At 73.2% G+C, this 25,047-nt stretch carries 26 protein-coding genes and 1 tRNA gene; 20 read left to right on the forward strand and 7 right to left on the reverse strand.

Features of this window, described 5'->3' with window-relative positions; genetic code table 11:
* The 7 genes from ACK2IS_RS04320 to ACK2IS_RS04350 all read left to right on the forward strand — a co-directional run bounded on the left by ACK2IS_RS04320 (position 1) and on the right by ACK2IS_RS04350 (position 7,611).
* Entirely contained in the window at positions 1-2,463 is a 2,463-nt protein-coding gene (locus tag ACK2IS_RS04320; RefSeq protein WP_409484921.1) for a glycosyl hydrolase 2 galactose-binding domain-containing protein, read from the forward strand.
* Between the two features lie 66 nt (positions 2,464-2,529).
* Entirely contained in the window at positions 2,530-3,057 is a 528-nt protein-coding gene (locus tag ACK2IS_RS04325) for a hypothetical protein (RefSeq protein ID WP_409484922.1), read from the forward strand.
* An 8-nt stretch (positions 3,058-3,065) separates the two neighbouring features.
* Positions 3,066-3,794, forward strand: a complete 729-nt coding sequence (locus ACK2IS_RS04330; RefSeq protein ID WP_409484923.1) for a YabN family protein — start codon at positions 3,066-3,068, stop codon at positions 3,792-3,794.
* A 39-nt stretch (positions 3,795-3,833) separates the two neighbouring features.
* Positions 3,834-5,123, forward strand: a complete 1,290-nt coding sequence (gene eno, locus ACK2IS_RS04335; protein WP_409484924.1) for a phosphopyruvate hydratase — start codon at positions 3,834-3,836, stop codon at positions 5,121-5,123.
* A 10-nt stretch (positions 5,124-5,133) separates the two neighbouring features.
* Complete coding sequence (locus ACK2IS_RS04340) at positions 5,134-5,946, forward strand: FtsB family cell division protein (protein ID WP_409484925.1); 813 nt, start codon at positions 5,134-5,136, stop codon at positions 5,944-5,946.
* Between the two features lie 112 nt (positions 5,947-6,058).
* Complete coding sequence (locus ACK2IS_RS04345) at positions 6,059-6,625, forward strand: DUF501 domain-containing protein (protein ID WP_409484926.1); 567 nt, start codon at positions 6,059-6,061, stop codon at positions 6,623-6,625.
* Positions 6,622-7,611 (forward strand): exopolyphosphatase, encoded by a 990-nt coding sequence (locus tag ACK2IS_RS04350; protein WP_409484927.1) that lies wholly within the window; start codon positions 6,622-6,624, stop codon positions 7,609-7,611. The genes ACK2IS_RS04345 and ACK2IS_RS04350 overlap by 4 nt, the downstream gene beginning before the upstream one ends.
* A 70-nt stretch (positions 7,612-7,681) precedes the next feature.
* Here ACK2IS_RS04350 and ACK2IS_RS04355 read toward each other — a convergent pair whose 3' ends face one another.
* A complete protein-coding gene (locus ACK2IS_RS04355; protein WP_409484928.1) occupies positions 7,682-8,575 on the reverse strand; it encodes a hypothetical protein in 894 nt (297 codons plus the stop codon).
* A 336-nt stretch (positions 8,576-8,911) separates the two neighbouring features.
* Here ACK2IS_RS04355 and ACK2IS_RS04360 point away from each other — a divergent pair, with 336 nt between their 5' ends.
* Together ACK2IS_RS04360 and ACK2IS_RS04365 are read left to right on the forward strand one after the other, a co-directional pair.
* Positions 8,912-9,529, forward strand: coding sequence for a papain-like cysteine protease family protein (locus tag ACK2IS_RS04360; RefSeq protein ID WP_409484929.1), 618 nt, complete (start codon positions 8,912-8,914; stop codon positions 9,527-9,529).
* 1 nt (position 9,530) lies between these two features.
* On the forward strand, positions 9,531-10,334 hold the full coding sequence (locus ACK2IS_RS04365) for a hypothetical protein (RefSeq protein ID WP_409484930.1): 804 nt from the start codon (positions 9,531-9,533) through the stop codon (positions 10,332-10,334).
* Positions 10,335-10,402: 68 nt separating this feature from the next.
* Here the strand turns inward: ACK2IS_RS04365 and ACK2IS_RS04370 are convergent, their stop codons facing one another.
* Positions 10,403-11,290, reverse strand: coding sequence for a hypothetical protein (locus ACK2IS_RS04370; RefSeq protein WP_409484931.1), 888 nt, complete (start codon positions 11,288-11,290; stop codon positions 10,403-10,405).
* A gap of 172 nt (positions 11,291-11,462) precedes the next feature.
* Here ACK2IS_RS04370 and ACK2IS_RS04375 point away from each other — a divergent pair, with 172 nt between their 5' ends.
* The 4 genes from ACK2IS_RS04375 to ACK2IS_RS04390 all read left to right on the forward strand — a co-directional run bounded on the left by ACK2IS_RS04375 (position 11,463) and on the right by ACK2IS_RS04390 (position 14,515).
* Entirely contained in the window at positions 11,463-12,083 is a 621-nt protein-coding gene (locus ACK2IS_RS04375) for a papain-like cysteine protease family protein (protein WP_409484932.1), read from the forward strand.
* A gap of 1 nt (position 12,084) precedes the next feature.
* A complete protein-coding gene (locus tag ACK2IS_RS04380; RefSeq protein WP_409484933.1) occupies positions 12,085-12,918 on the forward strand; it encodes a hypothetical protein in 834 nt (277 codons plus the stop codon).
* A gap of 137 nt (positions 12,919-13,055) precedes the next feature.
* Positions 13,056-13,388 (forward strand): PadR family transcriptional regulator, encoded by a 333-nt coding sequence (locus tag ACK2IS_RS04385; RefSeq protein ID WP_409484934.1) that lies wholly within the window; start codon positions 13,056-13,058, stop codon positions 13,386-13,388.
* Positions 13,385-14,515 carry a hypothetical protein gene (locus ACK2IS_RS04390; protein WP_409484935.1) on the forward strand — a complete coding sequence of 377 codons (1,131 nt, stop codon included), beginning with the start codon at positions 13,385-13,387 and terminating at the stop codon, positions 14,513-14,515. The genes ACK2IS_RS04385 and ACK2IS_RS04390 overlap by 4 nt, the downstream gene beginning before the upstream one ends.
* Before the next feature lie 65 nt (positions 14,516-14,580).
* Here ACK2IS_RS04390 and ACK2IS_RS04395 read toward each other — a convergent pair whose 3' ends face one another.
* Positions 14,581-15,057, reverse strand: a complete 477-nt coding sequence (locus ACK2IS_RS04395) for a GNAT family N-acetyltransferase (protein WP_409484936.1) — start codon at positions 15,055-15,057, stop codon at positions 14,581-14,583.
* A gap of 50 nt (positions 15,058-15,107) precedes the next feature.
* On the opposite strand from ACK2IS_RS04395, the gene ACK2IS_RS04400 reads away from it, so the two are divergent.
* Positions 15,108-15,926 carry a uracil-DNA glycosylase gene (locus ACK2IS_RS04400; RefSeq protein WP_409484937.1) on the forward strand — a complete coding sequence of 273 codons (819 nt, stop codon included), beginning with the start codon at positions 15,108-15,110 and terminating at the stop codon, positions 15,924-15,926.
* Positions 15,927-15,962: 36 nt separating this feature from the next.
* Here the strand turns inward: ACK2IS_RS04400 and ACK2IS_RS04405 are convergent, their stop codons facing one another.
* A complete protein-coding gene (locus ACK2IS_RS04405) occupies positions 15,963-17,375 on the reverse strand; it encodes a tyrosine phenol-lyase (RefSeq protein ID WP_409484938.1) in 1,413 nt (470 codons plus the stop codon).
* Between the two features lie 365 nt (positions 17,376-17,740).
* Between ACK2IS_RS04405 and pgi the strand changes: the two genes are divergently transcribed.
* The 4 genes from pgi (at position 17,741) to ACK2IS_RS04425 (ending at position 20,823) form a co-directional block, all read left to right on the forward strand.
* Entirely contained in the window at positions 17,741-19,420 is a 1,680-nt protein-coding gene (gene pgi / locus ACK2IS_RS04410) for a glucose-6-phosphate isomerase (protein ID WP_409484939.1), read from the forward strand.
* A gap of 85 nt (positions 19,421-19,505) precedes the next feature.
* Positions 19,506-19,582 (forward strand) — tRNA-Leu (locus tag ACK2IS_RS04415).
* Positions 19,583-19,712: 130 nt separating this feature from the next.
* Complete coding sequence (locus ACK2IS_RS04420; RefSeq protein ID WP_409484940.1) at positions 19,713-20,504, forward strand: Bax inhibitor-1/YccA family protein; 792 nt, start codon at positions 19,713-19,715, stop codon at positions 20,502-20,504.
* Positions 20,505-20,523: 19 nt separating this feature from the next.
* Entirely contained in the window at positions 20,524-20,823 is a 300-nt protein-coding gene (locus ACK2IS_RS04425; protein WP_409484941.1) for a hypothetical protein, read from the forward strand.
* Positions 20,824-20,977: 154 nt separating this feature from the next.
* Here the strand turns inward: ACK2IS_RS04425 and ACK2IS_RS04430 are convergent, their stop codons facing one another.
* Complete coding sequence (locus tag ACK2IS_RS04430) at positions 20,978-22,141, reverse strand: SGNH/GDSL hydrolase family protein (RefSeq protein ID WP_409484942.1); 1,164 nt, start codon at positions 22,139-22,141, stop codon at positions 20,978-20,980.
* A gap of 245 nt (positions 22,142-22,386) precedes the next feature.
* On the opposite strand from ACK2IS_RS04430, the gene ACK2IS_RS04435 reads away from it, so the two are divergent.
* Entirely contained in the window at positions 22,387-22,899 is a 513-nt protein-coding gene (locus tag ACK2IS_RS04435; RefSeq protein ID WP_409484943.1) for a hypothetical protein, read from the forward strand.
* A gap of 305 nt (positions 22,900-23,204) precedes the next feature.
* Here the strand turns inward: ACK2IS_RS04435 and ACK2IS_RS04440 are convergent, their stop codons facing one another.
* Entirely contained in the window at positions 23,205-23,708 is a 504-nt protein-coding gene (locus ACK2IS_RS04440) for a GNAT family N-acetyltransferase (protein ID WP_409484944.1), read from the reverse strand.
* 157 nt (positions 23,709-23,865) lie between these two features.
* Between ACK2IS_RS04440 and ACK2IS_RS04445 the strand changes: the two genes are divergently transcribed.
* Entirely contained in the window at positions 23,866-24,117 is a 252-nt protein-coding gene (locus tag ACK2IS_RS04445) for a hypothetical protein (protein WP_409484945.1), read from the forward strand.
* Between the two features lie 162 nt (positions 24,118-24,279).
* Here ACK2IS_RS04445 and ACK2IS_RS04450 read toward each other — a convergent pair whose 3' ends face one another.
* The gene (locus ACK2IS_RS04450) at positions 24,280-25,041 is read right to left on the reverse strand and encodes a TetR/AcrR family transcriptional regulator (RefSeq protein ID WP_409484946.1); all 762 of its coding nucleotides are present in this window, start codon (positions 25,039-25,041) and stop codon (positions 24,280-24,282) included.
* Between the last annotated feature and the right edge of the window lie 6 nt (positions 25,042-25,047).

Consider the following 25,047-nt stretch of genomic DNA (forward strand, 5'->3'; position numbering starts at 1 on the left):
ATGGTGGTCGAGATCCGTTGGGAGCTGCAAGGATTCGGTGCCGGGGAGGTGCTCGACCCGGCTGACCTGCCCGCGACCGGGTGGGTGCCGGCGACGGTGCCCGGGTCCCTCGCCGCCTCGCCCGCCGTCGTCGAGCGGTACGGCGAGCAGGTCCTTGCCGACGCCGACCACCGCGTGTGGTGGTGGCGTGGCGCGGTCGACCTCGCCGCCCCCCTGGACACCGCCCGGCTCGTGCTGGACCGCCTGGCCACGCACGCGGACGTCTACCTCGACGGGGCTCGGGTCCTGCGCAGCGACAACGCCTTCCGTCGCCACGTGGTCGACCTCGGCCCGCTGGCCGCAGGCCCGCACGCCGTCGGCATACGCCTCGCCTCGTGGGACGAGACGGCGACGCCGCGCACGCCACGAGCCCGCTGGCGCAGCGCCCTGGTCCCGGACGCCACCATCCGCTGGCGCCGCACCCCGGTCCTGGGCCGGATCCCCACCTGGGCGGGCGCGCTGCCCCCCGTGGGCGTGCTCGGGACCGTCCGGGTCGAGGCCCGCCCCGCGGTCGAGATCGCCTCGTGCCGGACCCGGCTCGAGGACTCGGGCCGGGGGACGGTCGACGTCGCGGTCCGCTGCGACGGACCCCGCGAGGTGACGGTGCAGGCGGCGGGCGAGGCCGAGCGCACGGTGGCCGAGCAGACCGCCGACGGGGACTGGATCGCCGCGGTCCACCTCACGCCCCCGGCGCCGGCGACCTGGTGGCCGCACACCCACGGCGAGCCGATCCTGCACGAGCTGCTCGTCCACAGCCCCGGGGTCGAGCCGCTGCGGCGGCGGATCGGCTTCTCCCGCATCACCGCTCGCCGGGACGAGGGGCGCTTCGGCCTGGTGGTCGGTGGCGTCGACGTCTTCGTCCGCGGGGTGGTCTGGGCGCACACCGACCCGCGCGGCTGGACCGCGGACCCGCAGGCGGTGGCCCGCGACCTGGACGCCCTCGTCGCGGCCGGTCTCAACCTGGTGCGAGTGCCGGGCACCGGCACCTATGCCGACGAGGTGCTGCGCGAGCTCGCCGCCGAGCGGGGGCTGCTCGTGTGGCAGGACGCGATGCTGGCGACCTTCGACCCGCCGGAGGACGAGGGCTGGCTCGCCGAGCTCGAGGCCGAGCTGCGCGACCGCCTCATCGACTGGCAGGGGTGGCCGCACCTGGCCGTGGTGTGCGGTGGCACCGAGACCGAGCAGCAGCCGACCCTGATGGGCCTGCCCGCCGAGCGCCGCCGGATGACCGCCGTCCACGATGTGCTGCCGCGCCTGGCCGCCGAGCTGGTGCCCGGCGCCGTGCACATCACCGCCAGCCCCTCCGGCGGGCCGCGACCGGTCAGCATCGCGCACGGGGTGAGCCACTACTTCGGGGTGGGGGCCTACCTGCGCCCGCTCGAGGACGCCCGGACCGCCCAGGTCTCCTTCGCCTCCGAGGCCCTCGCGTTCGCCATACCGCCGGAGACCTCCTCGATGACCGACGCCCCGGCCGGGCGCGGCGCCGGGTCGCCCTGGCGGGAGGCCGCGCCGCACGACCGCGGCACCACGTGGGACTTCGTCGACGTGACCGACCACTACGTCCCCGTGGTGGCCGACGCCGAGCGGATCGCCGAGGACGTCACCGACGCCGAGGCCTGGGAGGACCTGCAGCGGGCGGCGGCGACCGCGGCGATCACCGAGACCCTCGCTGCCTGGCGGTCCGGCCTGACCCCCACCGCCGGCGGCATCGTCCTCGCCCACCGCGACCTGGCCGCGGGGCCCGGCTGGGGGCTGCTGGACGCCTCCGGCGCCGCCAAGGCCCCGCTGCTCGCCCTGCGCGACGTGCTCGCCCCGGTCGCCCTGCTGCTCGTCGACCGGGGCCTGGACGGCCTGCTGCTGGAGGCGGTCAACGACGCACCCGCGGAGGCCACCGGCAGCCTCCTGCTGGCTGCCCAGGACCGGGCGGGCAACACCGTCCTGGACGCCGGGACCACGCTGACGGTGCCGGCGCACGGTCGGGCCACCGTCGAGGTCGAGGAGCTGCTCGGCGGCTTCCGCGACCTCGGGTGGGCCTGGCGCTTCGGCGAGGAGCCCGGCTATGCCTGCGTGTCCGCCCGCTGGCGCACCGCCGGGGGAGACGTGCGCGCCACCCGCGCCCTGGTGCCCCTCGCGCCCCGCCGGCCCGAGCCGGACGTCACCGCGCAGGCCATCACCCGGTATGGCGTCGTCCGGGTCACCGTGACCGCAGCGGACCACCCCGTCGTCGGCGTGCACGCCACCGCCCCCGGGTGGGTCGCCGACACCGGGTGGTGGCCGCTGGCCGCGGGCGACTCGCGCGACCTGCACCTGCGCCCGCTGGACGTGGCGGGAGAGTCCGCGAGGCTGCCGGCATACGTCACGGTCTCGACCCTGACGGGCCCGCCGGTGACCGTGCCGGTCGAGGGCTGCCCCCACACCGACTAGGCTGTCCTGCGTCCCTGCCCGGCGTCGCTGCCGACGGGACCTGACAGACCCTGGCGAAAGGACCTGATGGTGCCTACCAAGCGCACGCTGCCCGCCACGCTCGCCGTGGTGGTGGCCGCATCCGGCCTCCTCTCCGGCTGCCTGGAGCGGGAGGAGTCCCGGGCGGCGGCCGTGGTCGACGGCCGGACCATCCTGGAGTCCGACGTCCAGCAGGCGACGCGGGAGTTCAACACCGGCTCCAGCAAGGCCACGCAGCCGATGTCGCCGACCGACGTGGTCACGGCCCTGGCCTACGGCCAGTTCGTGCTCCCGGCCGTCCAGCAGGCCGGGCAGGCGGTCTCCGACGACGTCGCCCGCCAGGTCCTGGACAAGATCGACGACCCGAGCCCGACCACCGTCGAGTTCGTCCGCTCCGCGCTGGCGCTCGGCAAGCTCGACCCCGCGGTCGAGGCCAAGGTCGTCCAGCAGCTCAAGGCCGCCGACATCCGGGTCAACCCGCGCTACGGCACCTTCGACCGCGAGCGGCTGAGCGTCCGGCCCGAGGGCCGCAACTGGATGACGCTGGACGCCGCCGCGGCGACCCGGAACCCCTGAGCCCTCCCATGAGCAGCGACCCCGAGGTCGAGCGGCCCCGCACCGGCGAGCGGCTGCTCGACCTCGTGGCCGTCATGGACCGGCTCCGTTCGCCCGGGGGCTGCCCCTGGGACGCCCGGCAGACCCACGAGTCGCTGGCGCCGTACGCCGTGGAGGAGGCCCACGAGCTGGCCGACGCCATCGCCTCCGGCGACCGGGACCACCTGGTCGAGGAGCTCGGCGACGTGCTGCTCCAGGTGGCCTTCCACGCCCGCGTGGGTCAGGAGCACCCCACCGCGCCGTTCGACGTCGACGACGTCGCCGAGGGGATCGTCGCCAAGCTGCGACGCCGCCACCCGCACGTCTTCGGGGACGCCGTGGTCAGCGGCCCGGCCGACGTCGAGGCGAGCTGGGAGGCGATCAAGGCCCAGGAGAAGCCCGAGCGCTCCGGCGTGCTGGACGGGGTGCCGGCGTCGCTGCCCGCCCTGGCGCGGGCGACCAAGCTCGCCACCCGGCTGGAGCGTCGGGGACGCGCCGACCTGCTCGAGGCGGCGACGCCTGCAGGTCCGGAGGCTGACGTGGGGGTCCGGCTGTGGGCCCTGGTGCTCGAGGCCCGGGCGCAGGGCGTGGACGCCGAGCTCGCGCTGCGGGGGGTCGTCGACCGGATCGCCAGGTCCGCGGACGCGGGCGTCCACCAGGTGGCGCCGGGCACGCTTGCCGTCGGCCCGGATGGGGCCGCTCCCAGGCCCAGGGGCTAGGCTCGAACCGCACTGACGACATCGACCAGGAGAGTTCTTGTGGCCAACATCGAAGCAGTAGGCGCACGTGAGATCCTCGACTCGCGCGGCAACCCGACCGTCGAGGTCGAGATCGCGCTCGAGGACGGCACCATCGCCCGCGCGGCCGTCCCCTCCGGCGCGTCCACCGGCGCGTTCGAGGCCGTCGAGCGTCGCGACGGCGACCAGGGTCGCTACCTCGGCAAGGGCGTCGAGGACGCCGTCAACGCCGTGCTCGACGAGATCGCCCCGCGGATCCTGGGCTACGAGGCGAGCGAGCAGCGCCGCGTGGACGTCGAGATGATCGCCCTGGACGGCACCGACAACAAGGGCTCGCTGGGCGCCAACGCCATCCTCGGCGTCTCCCTGGCCGTGGCCAAGGCCGCCGCCGAGTCCGCGGGCCTGCAGCTGTTCCGCTACGTCGGCGGCCCCAACGCGCACGTCCTGCCCGTCCCGATGATGAACATCCTCAACGGTGGCTCCCACGCGGACTCCAACGTCGACATCCAGGAGTTCATGATCGCCCCCATCGGCGCGCCCTCCTTCAAGGAGGCCCTGCGCTGGGGCGCCGAGGTCTACCACTCGCTCAAGAAGGTCCTGCACGACCGCGGCCTGGCCACCGGCCTCGGCGACGAGGGCGGCTTCGCCCCCAACCTCGAGTCCAACGCCGCCGCGCTCGACCTGATCCTCGAGGCCATCCGCGCCGCCGGCTACGAGCCCGGCAAGGACATCGCCCTGGCGCTGGACGTCGCGGCCTCGGAGTTCTACGACGACGGCTCCTACGCCTTCGAGGGTGGTCAGAAGTCCGCGGACGAGATGATCGCCTACTACCAGGACCTGGTCGAGCGCTACCCGCTCGTCTCCATCGAGGACCCGCTGAACGAGGACGACTGGGACGGCTGGAAGTCCATCACCGACCAGCTCGGCGACAAGGTCCAGCTCGTGGGCGACGACCTGTTCGTCACCAACCCCGAGCGGCTCCAGCGCGGCATCAGCAACGACACCGCCAACGCGCTGCTGGTCAAGGTCAACCAGATCGGCTCGCTGACCGAGACGCTCGACGCGGTCGACCTGGCCCACCGCAACGGCTACCGCTGCATGATGTCCCACCGCTCCGGCGAGACCGAGGACGTCACCATCGCCGACCTGGCCGTCGCCACCAACTGCGGCCAGATCAAGACCGGCGCCCCGGCCCGCTCCGAGCGGGTCGCGAAGTACAACCAGCTCCTGCGCATCGAGGAGGAGCTCGACGACGCCGCCGTCTACGCCGGCGCGGGCGCCTTCCCGCGCTTCAAGGGCGCCGGCGCCTAGTCTGGGCCGCATGCCCGACAGCACCTCCCGTGGAGGGGCGCCTCGCAAGGCGAGGCGCCCCTCCACCGGTGCTGCCCCGCAGGCGGGTGGCTCGACGCGCCCGTCCGGCTCCCGAACGGGGACGGCGACCGCCTCGACCGGTGGCCGGGCCGGCTCGGCCCGTCCCCGCGAGCGCGCGCGACCGGCGACCCGGCCGGCCGACCCGAGGCCCCGGGTGCGTCCGGCGACCACGCGGCGGCTGGTCGGCCTGGCGGCGATCGTCGTCCTCCTGTCGATCATGCTCGTGCCCACCATCCGTCGCTACCTCGCCCAGCGTGACGAGATCGCCGCGCTGGAGCGCTCGATCGTGGAGCAGCAGCGTCAGGTCGACCAGCTGGCGCAGGACCGTGCCCGGTGGGACGACCCGGCATACGTCGAGCAGCAGATCCGCACCCGGCTCTACTTCGTCAAGCCGGGTGAGACGTCCTACGTCGTCCTGGATCCCCGGACCGGGCAGCGCTCCGAGGTGGACGCCAAGGTCGTGGGCGTGGATCCGGACGCCAAGGAGCGACCGTGGTACGGCCAGGTGTGGGGCTCGCTGCAGGTCGCCGACACCCTCGGGGCCGACCCGACCGCGACGAGCCCGTCCGGTGCCCCTGGCGGTGACCAGGCGCCCCGCATCATCGACACCCTCCCGAGCCCCTCCCCGAGCGCGACGAGCACCCGGGGACGCCACGCCGCCACGCCGTCCGGGACGGCCGGGACGGGCGGTGCCGCCGCGACGGGCACGGGCGGAGCGACTCCCGCAGCCCCGACCGTCCCGTCGCCGTTGACGGCCCCCTGAGCACCCTCTCGGCCCACGCCGACGTGGGCCCCGCGACGAGCCCGACCTGCCGTCACCCCGGTTCCACCCAGACACCCGCCCCACCGAACCGCCCTGCCCCGAAAGGCCCGTCATGACCAGCGACCCCACCTCCACCGCCGCCTCCGGCGAGCCCGCGTCGCCGGGCGCCGGGCTGTCCGCCGAGGACGCCGCCGCCGTGCAGGCCCAGCTGGGCCGGGTCGCCCGTGGGGTCGTCGAGGTCGCCCACCGCTGCCCCTGCGGGCGACCGGACGTGCTGCGGACCCTGCCGCGGCTGCCCGACGGGACCCCCTTCCCGACGACCTACTACGCCACCTGCCCCCGGCTGACCGGCGCCCTGTCCACGCTCGAGGCCAACGGCACGATGCGGGAGATGACCCAGCGTCTCCAGGACGACGAGGAGCTGGCGGCGGCCTACCGGCGGGCGCACGAGGACTACCTCGCCGACCGTGCCGCGCTCGGCTCGGTCCCCGAGATCGAGGGCATCTCCGCCGGGGGGATGCCCACCCGCGTCAAGTGCCTCCACGTCCTCGCCGGTCACGCCCTGGCGGCGGGCCCCGGCGTCAACCCCCTCGGCGACGAGGCCCTGGCCGCCGTCGGGCGGTGGTGGGCGCCCGGCTGCTGCGTGGTGAAGGGCGAGCACGGCTGGGAGCGCGCGTGACTCGCGCAGACGGCGCCCGCCGGGTCGGGGTCGTCGACTGCGGCACCAACTCCATCCGGCTGCTCGTCGCCGACGTCGACCCCGCGCGGGGCACGTCGGTCGACGTCGACCGCCGCATGGAGGTCGTCCGGCTGGGCGAGGGCGTCGACGCCACGGGGACGCTCGGCGACGCGGCCATGGCGCGGGCGCTGGGACGCAGCCGGCAGTATGCCGAGCGGTGCCGCGAGCTGGGCGCCGACGCGGTGCGGTTCGTCGCGACCTCGGCCTCGCGGGACGCCCGCAACGCGGACGACTTCGTGGCCGGGGTGCGGGCGGCCTTCGCGCGGGCGGGCTACGCCGTCGAGCCCGAGGTGATCAGCGGCGCCGAGGAGGCGTCGCTGTCCTTCCGCGGCGCCACCGGTGACCTGGTGGCCCGCGGCGTCCCCGGGCCCTTCCTGGTCGTGGACATCGGTGGCGGCTCCACCGAGCTGGTCCGCGGCGACGTGGTCGACGGGGTGGCGCGGGTGACGGCCGCCCGGTCGGTCGACGTGGGGTGCGTGCGGCTGCGCGAGCGGCACCACCTGGACCAGCCACCCACCCCGGCGCAGGTGGCCGCCGCCATCGCCGACGTCGACGCCGGGCTCGACCTCGCCTGCGCCGCGGTGCCGCTCGACGGGGTCCGCACGCTCGTGGGGGTGGCCGGCACCGTGACCACGCTGACGGCCCAGGCGCTGCGCCTGCCGGCATACGACCCGGACCGCATCCACCTGGCTGCCACCCCTGCCGCCGTGGTGCTGCAGGCCTGCGCCGACCTCCTGGCGATGCCGGGGGAGGAGCTCGCGGCGCTGGGCTTCCTGCACCCCGGCCGGGTCGACGTGATCGGCGCCGGCGCGTTGATCTGGCGACGCGTGGTCGAGCGGGTGGCCGCCGCCGGCGCCGACGACCTCGTCATCACCTCCGAGCGGGACATCCTCGACGGCCTCGCCCTCGACCTCGCCGGGCGCTGAGCGGAGGCGGACGCCGCCCGGGGCCGACCGCCGGGGGCATCCACTCGGCCCGCACCGACCCCGGCCCGCGCTAGGGGTCGGGCCAGGTCCAGCGCAGACCGTGGTTGCCGGGCTCGGCCGGCTGACGCACGAGGTGGACCCGGTCGCCGCCGGTGATCGGCAGCTCGTCGCAGGTGCGGTCCGGGGCCTGGACGCGGGGCCGCGAGAAGGCCTGCACCGTCGTCGGCACCATCGCGCGGTCGAAGGTCGCCTCCAGCACGAGCACCGGGACGGGGTGCGTCGACCAGCGGAAGAACTCGGTGCGGGGGACCTGGTTGGTGTCCTCCACCTGGGTCTGCAGCACCGCGGTGTCGCCTGCGCCCAGCCACCGGTCGAAGTGCAGCTCGGCGACCACCACCCCCGCCGCCGGGTCGCGCAGGACCCGACCCAGGCGACATCCGCCGCCCGCCCGGACGGTCACCTGGTGGACGTCGCCGCCCGGGTCGATCTCGTGCGCGACGGCGTGCCGGTCGGTGGTGCAGGTCGCCCTGACCGCCAGGGTCGTCCGCCGGCGCAGGGTCCGGTCGGCGAGGAGGGTGAGGTGCTCGTGCGCGCTCACGGTCTCCACCGAGGGGTAGGACGAGCCCAGCCCGAGCTCGGCGACCAGTCGCCGGAAGGTCGCGTCATAGCCCGCCAGGGGCTGCGGTCGCCCGGCGCCCGGGGCGGCGGGCGGCACCGCGAGGGCGAGGGCTCGCAGGGAGCCGCGCGGGGCGTCGAGGACCTGCTCCAGGGCATCCACGACCGCCAGCGAGCGCTCCGAGCGGGGGACCCGGTGACCGCGCTGCCACTGGCTGATGGTGCTCACGGCCACGGGATGTCCCATCGACGCGAGCCTGACCTGCACCCGGGAGAGGGGCAGGCCACGACGGTGGACGGCCTCGTGCAGGGCGGCGGCGAACTCCGTCGAGGCGGAGCCGTCCCTCATGGGTCCTCCCGGGCTGGTGGGCGGTGCGGTGGGACGAGGATATGCGCGCCCGGCACGAGGTCCTGCCGGGACTAGCACCAGCAGGGCGGGCGCGCCACCGGACCGTCGACGGGGGGCAGACGCATCGAGACGGTCGGTCACGCTGGGTGGTTTCCTACGCTCCGGTAAAGGTGTGAACATTCACGGCTTCCGGGGTGTCATCGAGAAAATCTGCTGGTCGCAGCCGTGAACGCGGTTCACGGCAGGGGGCCTGGTCCTCCGGTCCTGTTGTCCGGGGAGTGAGCGGTTCTACGGTTCGATCACCTGTGCAGCCCACGCATCTCCCAGGAGGAAATCGTGTCCCCCGTCTCCCCGCTCAAGGCGTTGGCGTATGCCGGCGCTGCCGCGGTCGCGCTCGGCCTGACCCCCGCGGTCGCGGCCCCCGCCCAGGCGGGCGCGCCCGCGCGCGCCGTCGCGGGCGTCGACCGCTACCGTGACGGTTCCGCCGAGCTTCACCTCGACAACCGTGCCCAGCAGCAGACCAACTGGTGCTGGGCCGCGACCGGCTCGAGCATCGCGGCCTACAAGGGCCGCTCGGTGTCGCAGAACGACTTCTGCAACCTGGCCTTCCGCCGCTCCCGGGGGAGCTGCCCCAACGACCAGGCGAGCCTGGCCAACGACCAGCAGGCGTACCGGGCGCTGGGGCTGAACCCGGGTCGGTATGTCTACGACGCCCTCGGCTTCGACGTGGTGACGCGCGAGATCAACGCCGACCGGCCGGTCCTCACCCGGATCGAGTGGTCGTCGGGTGGTGGCCACATGATGGCGATCGTCGGCGTGGACCCCCGGGGAGGTCGCGTCGAGTGGTACAACCCGTGGCCGAGCGACCGTCGGATCAACGTCGCGAGCTACGACTACTACGTCGAGAACGCCGACTTCGCCTGGACGCACTCTCTCTACGGGATCGGAGCCTGACATGACCGCACGCATCGTCCGCATCGTGGCCCTCGCCGGCGCCGTGGCCCTCGGTCAGGGTGCGGCCGCGCACGCTGCCGAGGTCTCCCCGGCACCGCTGCCCGCCCCGGAGCGTTCCGCCGCGGAGGCCGCCGCCGCCAGTCCGGCCGCGCTCGACCTGGCCCGCCAGGTGGCGGCCCGGTCCGACCGCACCCAGGGGATCGCCCCCACCGCCACCGCCACCCCCTCCCTGGTGGCCGGCGCCGCGACCGAGGTGAATGTGCTGAGCAGGGACTTCGTGGCTCGGGGTGCGGGTCCGGTGGCCCGGTTGGGGTATGTGTCGAACACCGTGCAGGTCGGTGACCAGACGGTGTCGGTGTGGTCGGTGAAGGCGCAGGACGGCTCCGGCTGGAAGGCGATCAACGCGGCTGCTGGTGATCTGGAGGCGCAGCTGGCGCGGCAGGCGGCTGGTGGGACTCTGTTCCGGGAGCCGCAGATCAATGCCTGGTATGCGGTCAGGGGTGACCGGGTGGTGCCGTTGAACGACGAGGCTCGCAAGGCCGTGGGTCCGGCCGGGACGACGGTCGCGGCCTATCAGCGGATCGTTCATGGCAAGTATGCCGACAAGCAGGCGGGCAGTGCGTACGACCGGGCGGGCATGGCCGGCGGCTTCGGCCGGCCCGCCGCAGCGGCTCCGGCTGCCGCTCCCGTCGCTGCGGCGCCGGCCGCGGACCAGCGCGTGTCCCTGGGCCTGGTCGCCGGTGGCGTGGGTGCGCTCGTGCTGGCAGGGGCGGGCGCCGTCGTGGCGCGTCGCCGCACCGCCTGACCGGCATACCTCTCGCAGGGCCCCTGTCGTCACGGCGTCAGGGGCCCTGCGGCGCCCCTCGCCGGACCTCACCTGCCCGGCCAGGTCCAGCGGATCCCCTCCACGCCCGGGTCGGCCGGCTGACGCACCAGGTGCACCCGGTCGCCGCCGACGATGGGCAGCTCCTGGCTGGTCGTGTCGGGTGCGTCGGAGCGCGGGCGGGAGTAGGCCTGCACCGTCGTGGGCACGAGGGCCCGGTCGAAGTGCGCCTCCACGACGAGCAGCGGCACCGGCGTGGTCGACCAGCGGTAGAACTCCGTGGAGGGCACGACGTCGGTGTGGTCGATCTGCACCTCGGGCACGACCGTGTCGCCGACCCCCAGCCACCGGTCGAAGTGCAGCTCGGCCGCCACGACGCCCGCCTCGGCGTCACGCAGCACCCGGCCCAGGCGGCACCCGCTGCGGGCCCGGACGGTCACCTTGTCGACGTCGCCTCCAGGGTCCATCCCGTGGGCGATGACGTGCCGGTCGGTGGGGGCCGTCGCCCGCAGCACCGTCACCGTCCGCCGGCGACGCAGCGCGCCCACCGCGTCGAGGGTGACCCGGTCGTGGGTCCCGAGGGTCTCCAGCGCCCCGTAGCTGGTGGCTCCCAGCTCCTGGACCAGGTGGGTGAAGGCCCCGGCGTAGGTCACGACCTGCCGCACCCGGTCGGCGGTCCCGGCGCTGACCAGCCCGGCGAGCACGGTCAGGGCCCCCGGGGGCGTCTCCAGGATGCGCTCGAGCTCGGCCACCACGGCGAGCGAGCGCGGGGAGCGGGGGACCCGGTGCCCGTGCTGCCACTGGCTGAGCGTGCTCAGGGCGACCGGGTGGTCGGCGGCGGCGAGCCGGGCCTGGACCCGGGCGAGCGGCAGCCCGCGACGGACGAGGGCGGCGTGCAGGCCCGCGGCGAACTCGGCCCTGGTGGCACCATCAGGCAACGCTGCCTCCTGGCGTGAAGATTCACGGCGCCGGCGGTGGCGACCCGTGAAACGAGTGGTGATTGGCGTGAAGGTTATTCACGCTGCGGCATAGTTGCGAAATCAGGTCTTCCTCGTCACGCACCGTCAGAACTAGCGTGACCCCACCTCACCCCACCCCCGAGGAGGACCGGTGTCCCCACGAACGTCCCCCCTGAAGGCGCTGGCGTCCGCCGTCGCCGTCGCCGCGACGCTGACCGTCGCCCCTGCCGCGACCACGGTCGCCCAGGCGGCTCCGCTGCGCCCCGTCGCCGCCCCGATCGTCTACGACGACGGGTCGTCCGACCTGCCCATCCAGGCTCAGGCGCAGCAGCAGACGAACTGGTGCTGGGCCGCGACCGGCACCACCATCGCGGCCTACAAGGGCCGCTCGGTGTCGCAGAACGACTTCTGCAACCTGGCCTTCCGCCGCAGCCGTGGCAGCAGCTGCCCCAACGACCAGGCGACCCTGGCCGACGACCAGACGGCCTTTCGTGCGCTGGGGATCACCTCGGGCTCCTACATCTCCGGCACCCTAGGCTTCAGCGGGATCCAGACGGAGATCAAGGCCGACCGGCCGATCCTGACCCGGATCCAGTGGTCCTCCGGCGGCGGTCACATGATGGTGATCAACGGCTACGACCCCAACTCCGGGGACATCGAGTGGTACAACCCCTGGCCCAGCGACCAGCGGATCAACGTGGGGGCCTACGACTACTACGTCGACAACGCCGACTTCTCCTGGACGCACTCGCTCTATCGGATCGGAGCCTGACATGACCGCTCGCACCACCCGTCTTGCCCTGTCCGTCGCTGCCGCGGGCGTCCTGCTCGGCGCGGGGGCCGCGTCGGCCCAGGCCGCAGACGGCACCACCCCCACCCCGCTTCCCTCCGGGGACCGTGCGGCAGCCACGTCTGCTGTGAGCAGCGCCAAGGGTCTCGGACTCGCCCGGCGCGTGGCCGCCAAGCAGGCCGAGCAGGCCAACCCCGGCCTCCAGTCCGCCCAGGCCACCTCTCCGGTCGCGGCCCGCGTCGTCCCCGGCACCACCACCGAGGTGAATGTGCTGAGCAGGGACTTCGTGGCTCGGGGTGCGGGTCCGGTGGCCCGGTTGGGGTATGTGTCGAACACCGTGCAGGTCGGTGACCAGACGGTGTCGGTGTGGTCGGTGAAGGCGCAGGACGGCTCCGGCTGGAAGGCGATCAACGCGGCTGCTGGTGATCTGGAGGCGCAGCTGGCGCGGCAGGCGGCTGGTGGGACTCTGTTCCGGGAGCCGCAGATCAATGCCTGGTATGCGGTCAGGGGTGACCGGGTGGTGCCGTTGAACGACGAGGCTCGCAAGGCCGTGGGTCCGGCCGGGACGACGGTCGCGGCCTATCAGCGGATCGTTCATGGCAAGTATGCCGACAAGCAGGCGGGCAGTGCGTACGACCGGGCGGGCATGGCCGGCGGCTTCGGCCGGCCCGCCGCAGCGGCTCCGGCTGCCGCTCCCGCCACCCCCGCGCCAACCGCGGACCAGGGCTCCTCGGCCCTCGCCGCCGGTGCGGGCGTCGGTGCGATGGCGCTGGTGGGCGCCGGTGCCGTCGTCGCGCGGCGTCGCCGGACGGTCTGATCCGGCCTACGTCCTGACGGCAAGGGCCCGGTCCACCTCGGTGGGGCGGGCCCTTCCGCATGCCCGATCCCGGCTATTTTGTTCTGGACACTAGTGCGCAATCCGCGGTACTCTCCAGCCGGAGACAGGAGGTGGCCATGGAGACCACACAGCTCGTCAAGGGCGTGCTCGACCTCGCCGTGCTGGCGGTCGTGGCGCGCGAGGACGGCTACGGCTACGACGTGGTCCGACGGCTGCGAGCGGCCGGCCTCGTCGACGTGGGGGAGGCCAGCGTCTACGGCACGCTGCGCCGCCTCTTCGCGGCCGGGGCCCTGACGTCCTACGTCGTGCCCAGCGACGAGGGACCGCACCGCAAGTACTACGGCATCACCCGGGAGGGTCGCGCGACCCTCGAGCGTCAGGGCAAGACCTGGCGCACCTTCGCCGGGACCATGGAGGACCTGCTCGAGGACGCGGAGGCAGTGGCATGAGTGCGACGGTGACCCAGGGGCGTGCCCCCGAGCAGGACCTCGACGTGGCCGAGTACGTCGCCCGGGTGCGGCGCGCCCTGGACGACCTGGACGCCGAGGTGGTCGACGAGCTGACCCTTGGCATGGAGGCCGACCTCGCCGAGATCCGTGCCGAGGCAGGGTCGCTCCTCGAGCGGCTGGGCGCGCCCGAGCGCTGCGCCGACGAGCTGCGTGCGGCCGCCGACCTGCCCTCACGAGCTGTCGTGGCTCCCCGCACCAGGGGGATGCGGGGGGTCACGGCTCGGATCACGTCAGGGCGGGAGCGGACCCGGCGCCGCTGGGAGCGCGCCGTCGCCGAGCACCCCTGGCTGAGGACGTGCGCCGACTACGTCTGCACGTTGCGGCCGGCGTGGTGGCTGCTGCGGGGCTACCTCGCGGTCTGGGTCCTGAGCGCGTGGTCGAGCTGGGACGGTCTGCTCGCGGTGCTCCTGCTCGGGCCCGCGATCGTCGGTAGCGTCCGGTTGGGGAGGCGGGGTCCAGGGACGCGGTCCTGGGCCCGGCGGGCGCTGCTCGCCGGCAACCTCGTGGCGGTGATGGCAGCGCTCGTCCTCGGGGCCGAGCTGGTGGGCCGCTTCCTGGTCTCGGGGCCCGTCTCCGAGGAGCGGGTGGCCTATGTCGACCAGCAGGTCGAGGGGTTGGTCCACGACGGCGAGCACGTCGCCAACATCTTCGTGTACGACGAGCAGGGCCGCCGGGTGCCGCGGGCCCGGCTGGTGACGGATACGGGGAAGGAGCTCACCGGACAGCCCCCGGTCTCCGGGGTGGATCAGCCGCGGGTCGTGGACGTCTACGGCCGCAGCTATGCCAACGTCTTCCCGGTGGTCCAGGCGGGGCAGGACCCTTGGCGTCCGGCGAACGGCCCGGACGGATCGACCCCGTCCTGGGTCCCGCCGACGCAGGTGGCGCCGCTGGCCGCGGCCACGCCCGCCCCCACCCCGTCGGTCGCGGCCACGCCGTCGTCCACCGCCACCGCGACGGCTTCGACCTCGGCGTCCGGAGCCCCGGCCTCCGCCGTGGTCCCCTCCGCTGCCGCTGCCGCCGCCACCGCCACGGCCGCGTCCTCGCTCGCCATGCCGACCCCGCGCTGACCTGCCCTCCGCCTGCCCTGCCGCCCGTACCCCGGGCGGCGGGGCGCGCGGCGTGACGCGGCCGGTCATCGGACGAGCGAGACGCGCAGCGCCGGGAAGTCGGTGCTGCGGAAGCCCAGCACCTCGTAGATCCCGGCCGCCTCGGCGGTGGTGAACAGCTCGACCCGGTCGGCGCCCCGCTCGCGGGCCCAGGCCAGCACCGCGTCCACGCAGGCCCGTGCGTGGCCCTGGCAGCGGCGACCCGGGGCCGTGGCGACCGAGGAGAGGAGCATGTCGACGCCGGTGGGCGTGGCCGGCCCCGGGCACCCTCGACGCAGCTGGCCGAGCGCCGAGGCGACGACCTCGCCGTCCAGGTCCGCGACCACGGCCAGCACGTCCTCGTCGTCCAGGGCGGCTCGGAACCAGCCGCCCGCGGCCTTCTGCCAGGGGGCCCGGTCGGCGCCCGCCGCCCCCATCGCCTCGAACATCACCCGCCGCAGGTCCACCAGGGCCACCACGTCCTGGGGCCGGGCCGGACGCACCACCCGCTCGCTCGCGCTCATGCCCCCATCCTCCTCGCAGGGCCGGTGGCGCGGATGGGATGCTGCCGGGCATGACTTCGCCGCACCCGCTCACCGGCCAGCCCTTCGCCTCGCCGGTCCCGCCCGGCACGGGGTGGCCTGGCGACCCGGCCGCTCCGCGCACGCCGCGGGCCCATCAAGCCGACGACGTCGCCCGGCTCGCGGCGTCCGCCCGCACCCTGGAGCAGCTCGACGCCCGGGTGGCCGTGTGCCGGGCGTGCCCGAGGCTCGTGGCCTGGCGCGAGCAGGTGGCGGCGACCCGGCGGGCGGCGTTCGCCGACCAGCCCTACTGGGGCCGACCGGTCACCGGGTGGGGCGACCAGCACCCGCGGGTCCTCGTCGTCGGGCTGGCGCCGGCCGCCCACGGCGGCAACCGCACCGGGCGCATCTTCACCGGGGATCGCAGCGGGGACTGGCTGTATGCCGCGCTGCACCGGGCGGGCTTCGCGAACCAGCCCACCAGCGTGCACGCGGGCGACGGGCTCGCCCTGACCGGCATACGCATCACCGCTCCGGTGCACTGCGCGCCGCCGGACAACGCCCCCTCGACGCAGGAGAAGGCGACCTGCGCGCCCTGGCTGGACCAGGAGCTGCGCCTGGTGGAGCCGGACGTGCAGAGCCTGCTCGCGCTCGGGGGGATCGCGTGGACCCAGACCCTGGCCGCGGCCCGGCGGGTGGGGTGGGCGGTGCCGCGCCCGCTGCCGCGCTTCGGTCACGGCGCCGAGGCGGTGCTGGTCAACGGTGCGGACCGGCCGGTGCGGCTGGTCGGCAGCTATCACGTGAGCCAGCAGAACACCTTCACCGGCCGGCTCACCGAGCAGATGCTGGACGAGGTGGTGGGGCGGCTGTGACCAGCCGCCCCACCACCTCGGTCGGGAGCGCGCCGGTCAGGCGGTCAGCTCGTGGTCGTCCTTGCCGGTGCTGGTCGAGGACACCTCGAGCGGCTCGAAGCGCGAGGTGAAGAAGCGCAGCGTGGGCGGCTCGTAGACGAACCTCAGGCCCTTGATGGCCTCGCGGCGCTCCCAGACCCTGATGACGGCGTCGGCCACCACGTCCATGTGGGCGTTGGTGTAGACCCGGCGCGGGATCGTCAGGCGCACCAGCTCCAGCTTGGGCATGTTGTGCTCGCCGGCCTTGTTGCGGCCGGAGGAGACGATGCCGCGCTCCATGCTGCGGACGCCGGACTCGATGAACAGCTCGGCCGCCAGCGACTGGGCGGGCAGCTCCTCCTGGGGGACGTGGGGCAGGAAGGCGCGGGCGTCGAGGAACACGGCGTGGCCGCCGATGGGCTCGACCACCGGGATGCCGGCGTCGATGAGGCGCTGGCCGAGGTAGTTGACCTGGCCGATGCGGTGGGCGAGGTAGTCGTCGTCGAGCGCCTCCTTGAGGCCCTGGGCCATGGCCTCCAGGTCGCGCCCGGCCAGACCGCCATACGTGGGCATGCCCTCGAAGACGACGACCAGCTCGCGGGCCTTGATCAGGATGTTCTCGTCGCGCATGGCGAGGAAGCCGCCGATGTTGACCAGGCAGTCCTTCTTGCCCGACATGGTGAGGCCGTCGAAGTACGACAGCATCTCCTTGGCGATCTCGGCGCAGGACGTGTCGGCGTAGCCCTCCTCGCGCTGCTGGATGAAGTAGGCGTTCTCCGCGAGGCGGGTGGCGTCGGACCACATGATGATCTTGTGCTTGTCGCAGATCTCGCGCACGGCCCTGATGTTGGCCATCGAGACGGGCTGGCCGCCGGCCATGTTGACGGTGAGGGCGACGTTGATGTAGGCGATCTGGTCGGCGCCGACCTCGTCGATCAGGGCCGTGAGCTTGTCGAGGTCGACGTTGCCCTTGAAGGGGTGCTGGGCGCTCGGGTTGTGGGCCTCGTCGATGATCACGTCGTGGAAGGTCGCGCCGGCCATCTCCTGGTGGGCGCGGGTGGTGGTGAAGTACATGTTGCCCAGGACGTGCTGGCCCGGGGTGATCAGGATCTGGGAGATCAGGTGCTCGGCGCCACGGCCCTGGTGGGTGGGGCAGGTGTACGGGAAGCCGTAGTACTCCTCGACGGCGTTCCACAGGTTGTCGAAGGAGCGGGCGCCGGCATAGGCCTCGTCGCCCATCATCATGGCGCTCCACTGGGCGTCGCTCATGGCGGAGGTGCCGGAGTCGGTGAGCAGGTCGATGTAGCAGTCCTTGCTCTTCAGCAGGAAGGTGTTGTACCCCGCCTCCTTGATCGCCCGCTCGCGCTCCTCGCGCGTCGTCATGTGCAGCGGCTCGACCATCTTGATGCGGTACGGCTCGGCCTGGACCATCTTTCGTCACCTGATTCCGGAAGTGTGCGTCGGCCCGTGGGTGTGCGGGCGCCCCCACCCTGCTCCTGGCTCCGGGGTTGCGCAACCCGTCGGTAGATCTGGGGGCAATATGCTCAATCTGTCCGGCTTCATGGGGACTTTGCTGGACAATGTGACGCCAGGGCAGGCGGTCGTACTCCTTGGACCGATCAACCGTTGCGCTCCGTCTCGCATCTCCGCTGTTTGAACGGTCATCTGTCCGGCCCGGCCCACCCGACACACCGGCGAGTGGTTAGATCGTCGTCGTGGCACCCGCCATGCTCGGCGATGACAACGGCGTCCTCGCGCAGCTGCACCGACGTCCGATTCACCGCGAGGAGAGCCCGATGGCACATCCTGTCGACCCGACCACCACCTCGGCCTGGCAGGCCCTCGACCGGGTCCAGGAGACCTTCGAGCCGGACCTGCGAGGGTGGTTCGCCGCGGACGCCGACCGGGCCCGTCGTCTCACCTTCGACGCCGCCGACCTGCACGTGGACCTGTCCAAGAACCTGCTCGACGACCGGGTGCTGCGTCACCTGCTCGAGCTCGCCGACCAGGTCGGCCTGGAGCAGCGCCGCGAGTCGATGTTCCGCGGGGAGCGGATCAACGTCACCGAGCGCCGGGCCGTGCTGCACACCGCCCTGCGCGCCGCCACCGACGCCCACGTCGAGGTCGACGGCAGGAACGTCGTCCCCGAGGTCCGTGAGGTCCTGCGCCAGGTCTACGAGTTCGCCACCACGATCCGCTCGGGGCGATGGACCGGCGTCACGGGCAAGCCGATCAAGACGGTCGTCAACATCGGCATCGGCGGGTCCGACCTCGGCCCGGTCATGGCCTACGAGGCGCTCAAGCCGTACGGCCAGGAGGGGCTGGAGCTGCGCTTCATCTCCAACATCGACCCGACCGACGTCCACGAGAAGACTGCCTACCTCGACCCCGAGCAGACGCTGTTCATCGTCGCGTCCAAGACCTTCACCACGCTGGAGACGCTGACCAACGCCCGCCTGGCGAAGAAGTGGCTGCTGGACGGACTGGTCCAGCACGGCGCGATCCGCGAGGGCGACTCCGACCAGGCGCTCAACGCCATCGCCAAGCACTTCGTCGCGGTGTCCACGGCCCTGGACAAGGTCGCGGAGTTCGGCATCGACCCGGCCAACGCCTTCGGCTTCTGGGACTGGGTGGGCGGTCGCTACTCCGTCGACTCGGCCATCGGCACCTCGTTGGTCGTGGCCATCGGTCCGGAGCGCTTCGAGGAGTTCCTCGGCGGCATGCGCGCCATGGACGAGCACTTCCGGACCGCCCCCCTGGAGCGCAACGTCCCCGCCCTCATGGGCCTGGTCAACGTCTGGAACGTCAACTTCCTCGGCGCCGAGACCCACGCCGTGCTGCCCTACGCGCAGTACCTCCACCGCTTCCCGGCCTACCTGCAGCAGCTGACGATGGAGTCCAACGGCAAGTCGGTGCGGTATGACGGCGCGCCCGTCACCACCGAGACCGGCGAGGTCTTCTGGGGCGAGCCCGGCACCAACGGCCAGCACGCGTTCTACCAGCTGATCCACCAGGGCACCCGCCTGGTGCCGGCCGACTTCATCGCCTTCGCCAACCCCTGCCACGCGCTGCAGGACGGCGGCCAGGACGTCCATGAGCTCTTCCTCGCCAACTTCTTCGCCCAGACCGCGGCGCTGGCCTTCGGCAAGACCGCCGACGAGGTCCGCGCCGAAGGCACCGAGGAGGCGCTCGTCAGCGCCCGCGTGTTCGAGGGCAACCGCCCGAGCACCTCGATCATGGCGCCGCGCCTGACCCCCTCCACCCTGGGGCAGCTGATCGCGCTCTACGAGCACATCACCTTCGTCCAGGGCGTCGTCTGGGGCATCGACTCCTTCGACCAGTGGGGCGTCGAGCTCGGCAAGAAGCTCGCCAAGGAGGTCGGACCGGCCATCGAGGGCGACGCGGACGCCCTGGCGCAGCAGGACCCCTCGACCCGCGAGCTGATCGAGTACTACCGCTCGCAGCGTCGGCGCTGAGCGGGCACCCCGGTCCCGAGGGCCGGGGACGCGCAGGGCGGGTCGAGCGTGCAGCCCGACCCGCCTTCCGGCATACGCTGGACCTGCCCTCGTGGCCCAACGGCAGAGGCAGGCCACTTAAAATGGCTCCAGGTGCGGGTTCGACTCCCGTCGAGGGCACCACCGTCAGGGCACGAGAAGGTCACGATGGCGTGACCCGGACGGACGCCGGGAACATCCGCCGTCCCTGACACGCTCATCCTGGTGTGACCGCCGCGCACGGTGCGGCGGCCCGACCCAGTGGAGACAGCAGATGAGCAACCCGATCTTCGACCGCGTCGACCGGGAGTCGCGCGGCGGCTACCCCCAGCGGGACCTGAGTGCCGGTCAGCTGCAGGACATGTATGCCGCCCCCTCGGTCACCCCGCCCCACGAGCGCCGACTGACCCTCGACGACGTGCTGATGAAGGCGCTGCTGCTCCTCGGCATCGTCGTGACCGTGGGCGCCGCCAGCTGGTTCGCCTCGGCCACCGTGCCCGGCGTGGGCGGCACGCTGTGGCTCGCCGGCATGATCGGCACCCTGGTCCTCGGCCTGGTCATCGCCTTCAAGAAGGCGATCAGCGTCCCGCTGATCGTGGGTTACGCGATCCTCGAGGGCGTCTTCGTCGGCGCCGTCAGCCAGGCCTTCGAGCGGATGTACGACGGCGCGGTGCCCACCGCCATCACCGCCACCCTGTGCGTCTTCGGCGCGATGTTCGCCGGCTGGAAGCTCGGCTTCGTCAAGGTCACCGACAAGTTCCGCCGGATGATGGGGATGGCCCTGCTCGGCTACGCGATCTTCGCGCTGATCAACCTGGTGGCGGCGCTCATGGGCGTCGGCGGCGGCTGGGGCTTCGGCGGCAGCGGCGCCATCGGCATCGGGATCTCGCTGTTCGCGACCGGCCTGGCGGCGTTCACCCTGGCGCTGGACTTCGACTCGATCGACAACGCGGTGCGGTCCGGCATGCCGGAGAAGTACTCCTGGCTGCTCGCCCACGGCCTGGTCGTGACCGTGGTCTGGCTCTACATCGAGCTGCTCCGCCTCATCGGTCGCTTCCGCGACTGACCGTCCGGTGCGAGGACCCGTGACCACCGGTGCCGACCCCCGGCCCGGCCCGGCCCGCACCGAGCTCGAGCGCGTGGCCCGCAGGTGGCAGCAGCTGCCCGTGGACCGCGCGCTCGGCTCGTCCGGGGCGGTCCGCGCCCTGGCGCAGGCGCTGGCCGACCAGACCGCGGACCTGGCGGGCCGACCCCGCCAGGAGCTGCCGGACCTGGGGCCGGCCACCGCGCTGCACCAGCTGCAGGTGTGCACCTGGGACGCCGCCGCGGTCGGCCTGCCGGACCTCGCGCAGCGCCTCGGGCAGCTGCGCCGCCAGATCGGCTGAGCCACCACCCCAGCCACGCGACGAGGGCCTGGTCCGTCTCGGACCAGGCCCTCGTCGTCGGTGCGACCAGGCGAGCAGCTCCTCGGTCCCGGTCCGGCACTCTCCGGGGGTCAGGGACACCCTCGCGCGGGCCACCGGTCGGGAGGCCGGGTGGCTAGTCGCCCGCGGAGCCGGCGGTCACCGCTGACGGGGTGTCGAGCCGCGTCGCGCCGGAGTCCAGGTCGGGGGTGGCGGCCTGGTCCCTGCCCGCCGGGGTGGCGTCCGCCGCGGCCGGGGGAAGCAGGGCCTGCGACGGTGCCCCTGCCGGGGCCGGTGGCGGGTCGGCCCGTCGCAGCCGGCGCAGGACGACCTGGCGGGTGCGGCGGGTGCGCGCCGCCAAGGCCCCGGCGCGACTGCCGGCGGACGGTTGGTCCTGCGGGTCCGGGCTCACCTCGGTGCCCGGGTGGTCCACGGCGTGCACGGCGGCCACGTGCAGCGGGCCCACACCCTCGCCCCGCCGCGGCTCCAGCGGGCGATCGGCTTCCGGCCACAGCCCCAGGGCCGAGGCCACCGACGGCAGGATCGCCGACGCCGCCCGGCCGTAGCCCGCGGCCGACGGGTGGAAGCGGTCCTTGGAGAACATCAGGCCCGGCTCGGCGAGGAAGTCCGGTCCGAGCAGATCCCCGAGGGAGACCGTGCGGGCGCCCGCCTCGACCGCGGCGACGGTCTGGGCGGCGGCGAGCTCGCGTGACCACCGGCTGACCAGCCACCGCAGCGGCTGGGGGAGCGGCTCGACCGTGCCGAGGTCGGGGCAGGTGCCCACGACCACGGTAGCCCCGGCCTCCCGGAGCCGTCCGATGGCCCCGGCCAGGTGGGCCACGCACTCGCGCACGTCCTTGCGGTGGGTGACGTCGTTGCCGCCGATCACGACCATGGCGACGAGCGGCGAGGGCACCCGCTCCAGGAGGGTGTCCACCTGGCCGTCGAGATCCTCGGACTCGGCGCCGACCACGGCGACGTTGGTGAGCCGGGTCGCGCGCCCGGCGATGGCGGCGATGCCCTGGGCCACGGTGGCCCCGATGGTCTCCCGACGGTGGTCGACCCCCAGGCCCGCCGCGAGGGAGTCGCCCAGCACGGCCAGCTCGAGCGGCTCGCCCAGGCCCGCGCCGTACACCCCGGAGTCCTCCGGGGCCGTCTCGAACGGGGTGCCGACGACCTGGCGCACCATCCGCGCCTCCACCGCGAGCAGCCCGACGCCGGCGGCACCCAGCCCGGCCGCCCCCGCGAGGCCGACGGCCCCGCCCTTGCCCACCTGTGCCACGAGGCCCAGCGTCCTCACCCCGCTCTGTCGTCCCGATGCGATCCCGCAGCCCTGTCCTGCGAGCACCTCCTGTCGAGGGTAACGATCGAGACTGCACGCGAGGTCCCAACTGGCGCAACGCAATCCCAGCCCCGCCCGGTTCGTCCCGATGGGCCCACATAGATCCCCCGAGTTCGGCTCTCGTTCATGTCGTGGTGGCCGTCGGGTCGTCCGCAGCGCGTCAAATGTCGTGCATCCCCACCCCATCTGTTGCAGGAGGCGACATGACGGCGAGCGCTGCCACCACCACCGTCGTCGCGATGCCCGGATGGTGGAGCACCATCTCCGACGCGGAGCGCCAGGCCGCCCCCAGGCTGGCCGACCTCGACGTCGTCACCGCCTGCACCCACGTGGTGGACGGTATCGCCCTGGTCACCGCCGCCGTGACGGGCACGGCGCCGCGCCTGCCCGGCACCCAGCACCGCTGGGCCCTGATGGCCCAGGACGCCGTGGCAGACCACGAGGCGCACTACGGCGGAAGGCTGTTCGTGTTCCCTGGGCAGTCCGAGCTGGGCGGCGCGATGACCGCCATGGAGCTGCTGGAGCGCACCATCATCGACGAGCTCGTGGTCCCCGGCCACCCCTGGCCGATCGAGGGCGAGGCCCGGATCGAGGGCCTGGACTTCGTCCGGCCGGTGTTCCGCCAGGGCGTGGTGGTGCTGACCCTGCGCCCGATGGGGCCCGGGCAGTTCCAGCCCTTCGAGAAGCGGCGTACGGCGCGCGTCGGTCGCCTCTGATCCTGGGCCCTCCCGGCATACGGCCCGGTGATCGCCCGGCAGCCGGGTCAGCCCACCGGCCACCGGTAGGGCATCAGGTCTTCGGGCCGAACGACGTCGGTGTCGGTCACCAGCACCTCGGCCGACAGGTTCTCCGGGGCCAGCTGCGAGATGAACTCACGGCAGCGCCCGCAGCGGCGTGCTCGGCGCAGAATCCCAGCGAGGACGACGTTTCGCGCACCCCGACCTCGACCGCGCAGACGACCACGACCACCGCGCTGCGTGGTCGGACGCTCCGCGCCCACGGCGGCCTGAGCGGGCGTTGATCAGTGTTTGCCCAGTTCCATCTCGACGAAGGCGTAGGTGCCGCCGTTGGTGGGTTGCGAGTACGACCGGACGGCGCAGAAGCCGGCTGACTCGTAGACCGTGATGGCTCGCTGGTTGAACACCGCAACGCTGAGCATGACCGGTCGCTGCGCGAGCCCTTCGGTGTCCAAGTGGGCCAAGGCCGCCTGCACGAAGCTCAGGCCGCGGCCGCCTCCGGTCAGGTCAGGGCGAAGCCCGAGGCTGATCTCGCAGCGACCGTGATCGCCTGAGTCTGCCGTGAAGAAGCCCACCAGGTCCTCGCCGTGACGGACCTGCCAGAACCGGTCGGGCCATCGGGCAGGAGTGACGAACTCTTCGTAGTCCTCCAGGTCCGCCGTGGCGTCGTGGAAGTCATAGGGCGCAGGGTACTTCCAGTGGTCAGCGATCACCTGGGCCACCTCGACGGTCATCGGGGTGAAGGTCAGCGGCTGGCTCCAGCCGCCGGGTGCCGCGGTGTTCGACATGCCACGAGCGTGGCGGTCCGCCGGGGCCGCAGCAAACACGAATCTCGTCGAACCGCGGCGTCCGACTCGCGGCATGGGCGTGAGTTCAGGAGCGCCGCTGGCAGCGGGCGGCTGTGTCACGCTGGAGAGACCGAGCTGAGGCACAAGGACGGGGCCGATGGGGATCACGCTGGTCGATCATTGGCACTGGTGGTTGCTCGTGGACGCCATGACACTCGGCTGGGTCGCGTACTGCCTGCGTCACCGCCCCGATGCTGGAGGGGGGAGCTATCTGTCCTTCCCGTTCAAGGGATGGGTCGTGTTCGTCGTCCTCGCGCCGTCGGCGGCTCTGCTGTGGATCCTGACGGCCGAGCTGGTCGGCGGGTTCGACAAGGCGCGCGCCCGTTCGCGAACCCGCCGAGCCGGCTAGCTGTACTGACCGGACACGTTGATCGAGCCAGGCTTGTCCCGGTCGCCCCCAGCTCGAAGAGGGCTACACGGTGGCCTGCAGCGCGGAGAACGGCGGCCCGTTCATCGTCGGTGCATTCGTCCGTCCACCTGTCCGGGCGTCGGGACTGCCCCCGCAGAGAGATCAGGGGTTGTAGGTGACTCGTTCTTCGAGGTCGCTGATGATGGTCTCGACTGCGCGTGAACAGAATCCTGGGGGGTCGCCGGCGTTGGCGAGGGTTTGGCCGACGCGGCTGGAGATGGGAAGGTCGTTGTCGCCGAGCCTTTCGCTGAGGCGGGGGCCGACCGTCTGCCACCATTGCGCGTCGGAGAGCCTGCTCTCGGCGCGGGCACGGTCCATCGCAACGTGCCAGCGGGCTGCGTACTGCGTGGTGGCGAGCAGGTGTGTCAGCGCTTGGTCCATGGCCAGGTCATCCAGACCTATGCCGTCCAGCGGGGCAAGTTCGTCCTCGTACTTCGCCAGCTGCCCGGGCCCCAGGATGGGCCGGGCCGGGGACACGTCGCCGAGCCAGCCGTGCGCGACGGCGTGGTCATAGTTGCAGGTCGCGATGTGCCTTACGGCCGCGCGCCAGTCGGGCAGCTCGACTGGCTTTTCGCGTCCCGCATATGTCGTCGCTGCCACACGATCGATCATCAGCTCGACCAACTCGGGCTTGCCCGGGACATACCCATAGAGGGTCATCGCCCCGACCCCCACCTCGTCGGCGAGGCGACGCATCGTCAGCGCTCCGATCCCGTCAGCGTCGGCAAGCATGACCGCACGCTCGACAACCGCGTCCAGCGTCATACCGGAACGCCCCATCTTCGTGGCGGGGCTCCACAGGAGCTGGAGCAGGCGTAACGGGTCCGGGCCGCCGGCTGCCGGCGTGTCCTTGGACGGCTTCATCGCGAC

This window comes from Arsenicicoccus dermatophilus, assembly GCF_046267915.1.
GTDB classification, from domain to species: domain Bacteria; phylum Actinomycetota; class Actinomycetes; order Actinomycetales; family Dermatophilaceae; genus Arsenicicoccus; species Arsenicicoccus dermatophilus_A.

What these genes read in the sequence shown, in the direction of transcription:
- ACK2IS_RS04385 (WP_409484934.1), top strand. Translation starts at nt 13,056, where the DNA reads ATGGAGACCACACAGCTCGTCAAGGGCGTGCTCGACCTCGCCGTGCTG.
- ACK2IS_RS04320 (WP_409484921.1), top strand. Translation starts at nt 1, where the DNA reads ATGGTGGTCGAGATCCGTTGGGAGCTGCAAGGATTCGGTGCCGGGGAG.
- ACK2IS_RS04450 (WP_409484946.1), bottom strand. Translation starts at nt 25,041, where the DNA reads ATGAAGCCGTCCAAGGACACGCCGGCAGCCGGCGGCCCGGACCCGTTA.
- ACK2IS_RS04395 (WP_409484936.1), bottom strand. Translation starts at nt 15,057, where the DNA reads ATGAGCGCGAGCGAGCGGGTGGTGCGTCCGGCCCGGCCCCAGGACGTG.
- ACK2IS_RS04400 (WP_409484937.1), top strand. Translation starts at nt 15,108, where the DNA reads ATGACTTCGCCGCACCCGCTCACCGGCCAGCCCTTCGCCTCGCCGGTC.
- ACK2IS_RS04380 (WP_409484933.1), top strand. Translation starts at nt 12,085, where the DNA reads ATGACCGCTCGCACCACCCGTCTTGCCCTGTCCGTCGCTGCCGCGGGC.
- pgi (WP_409484939.1), top strand. Translation starts at nt 17,741, where the DNA reads ATGGCACATCCTGTCGACCCGACCACCACCTCGGCCTGGCAGGCCCTC.
- ACK2IS_RS04405 (WP_409484938.1), bottom strand. Translation starts at nt 17,375, where the DNA reads ATGGTCCAGGCCGAGCCGTACCGCATCAAGATGGTCGAGCCGCTGCAC.
- ACK2IS_RS04445 (WP_409484945.1), top strand. Translation starts at nt 23,866, where the DNA reads ATGGGGATCACGCTGGTCGATCATTGGCACTGGTGGTTGCTCGTGGAC.
- ACK2IS_RS04435 (WP_409484943.1), top strand. Translation starts at nt 22,387, where the DNA reads ATGACGGCGAGCGCTGCCACCACCACCGTCGTCGCGATGCCCGGATGG.
- ACK2IS_RS04420 (WP_409484940.1), top strand. Translation starts at nt 19,713, where the DNA reads ATGAGCAACCCGATCTTCGACCGCGTCGACCGGGAGTCGCGCGGCGGC.
- ACK2IS_RS04390 (WP_409484935.1), top strand. Translation starts at nt 13,385, where the DNA reads ATGAGTGCGACGGTGACCCAGGGGCGTGCCCCCGAGCAGGACCTCGAC.
- ACK2IS_RS04340 (WP_409484925.1), top strand. Translation starts at nt 5,134, where the DNA reads ATGCCCGACAGCACCTCCCGTGGAGGGGCGCCTCGCAAGGCGAGGCGC.
- ACK2IS_RS04440 (WP_409484944.1), bottom strand. Translation starts at nt 23,708, where the DNA reads ATGTCGAACACCGCGGCACCCGGCGGCTGGAGCCAGCCGCTGACCTTC.
- ACK2IS_RS04325 (WP_409484922.1), top strand. Translation starts at nt 2,530, where the DNA reads ATGGTGCCTACCAAGCGCACGCTGCCCGCCACGCTCGCCGTGGTGGTG.
- ACK2IS_RS04355 (WP_409484928.1), bottom strand. Translation starts at nt 8,575, where the DNA reads ATGAGGGACGGCTCCGCCTCGACGGAGTTCGCCGCCGCCCTGCACGAG.
- ACK2IS_RS04330 (WP_409484923.1), top strand. Translation starts at nt 3,066, where the DNA reads ATGAGCAGCGACCCCGAGGTCGAGCGGCCCCGCACCGGCGAGCGGCTG.
- ACK2IS_RS04365 (WP_409484930.1), top strand. Translation starts at nt 9,531, where the DNA reads ATGACCGCACGCATCGTCCGCATCGTGGCCCTCGCCGGCGCCGTGGCC.
- ACK2IS_RS04345 (WP_409484926.1), top strand. Translation starts at nt 6,059, where the DNA reads ATGACCAGCGACCCCACCTCCACCGCCGCCTCCGGCGAGCCCGCGTCG.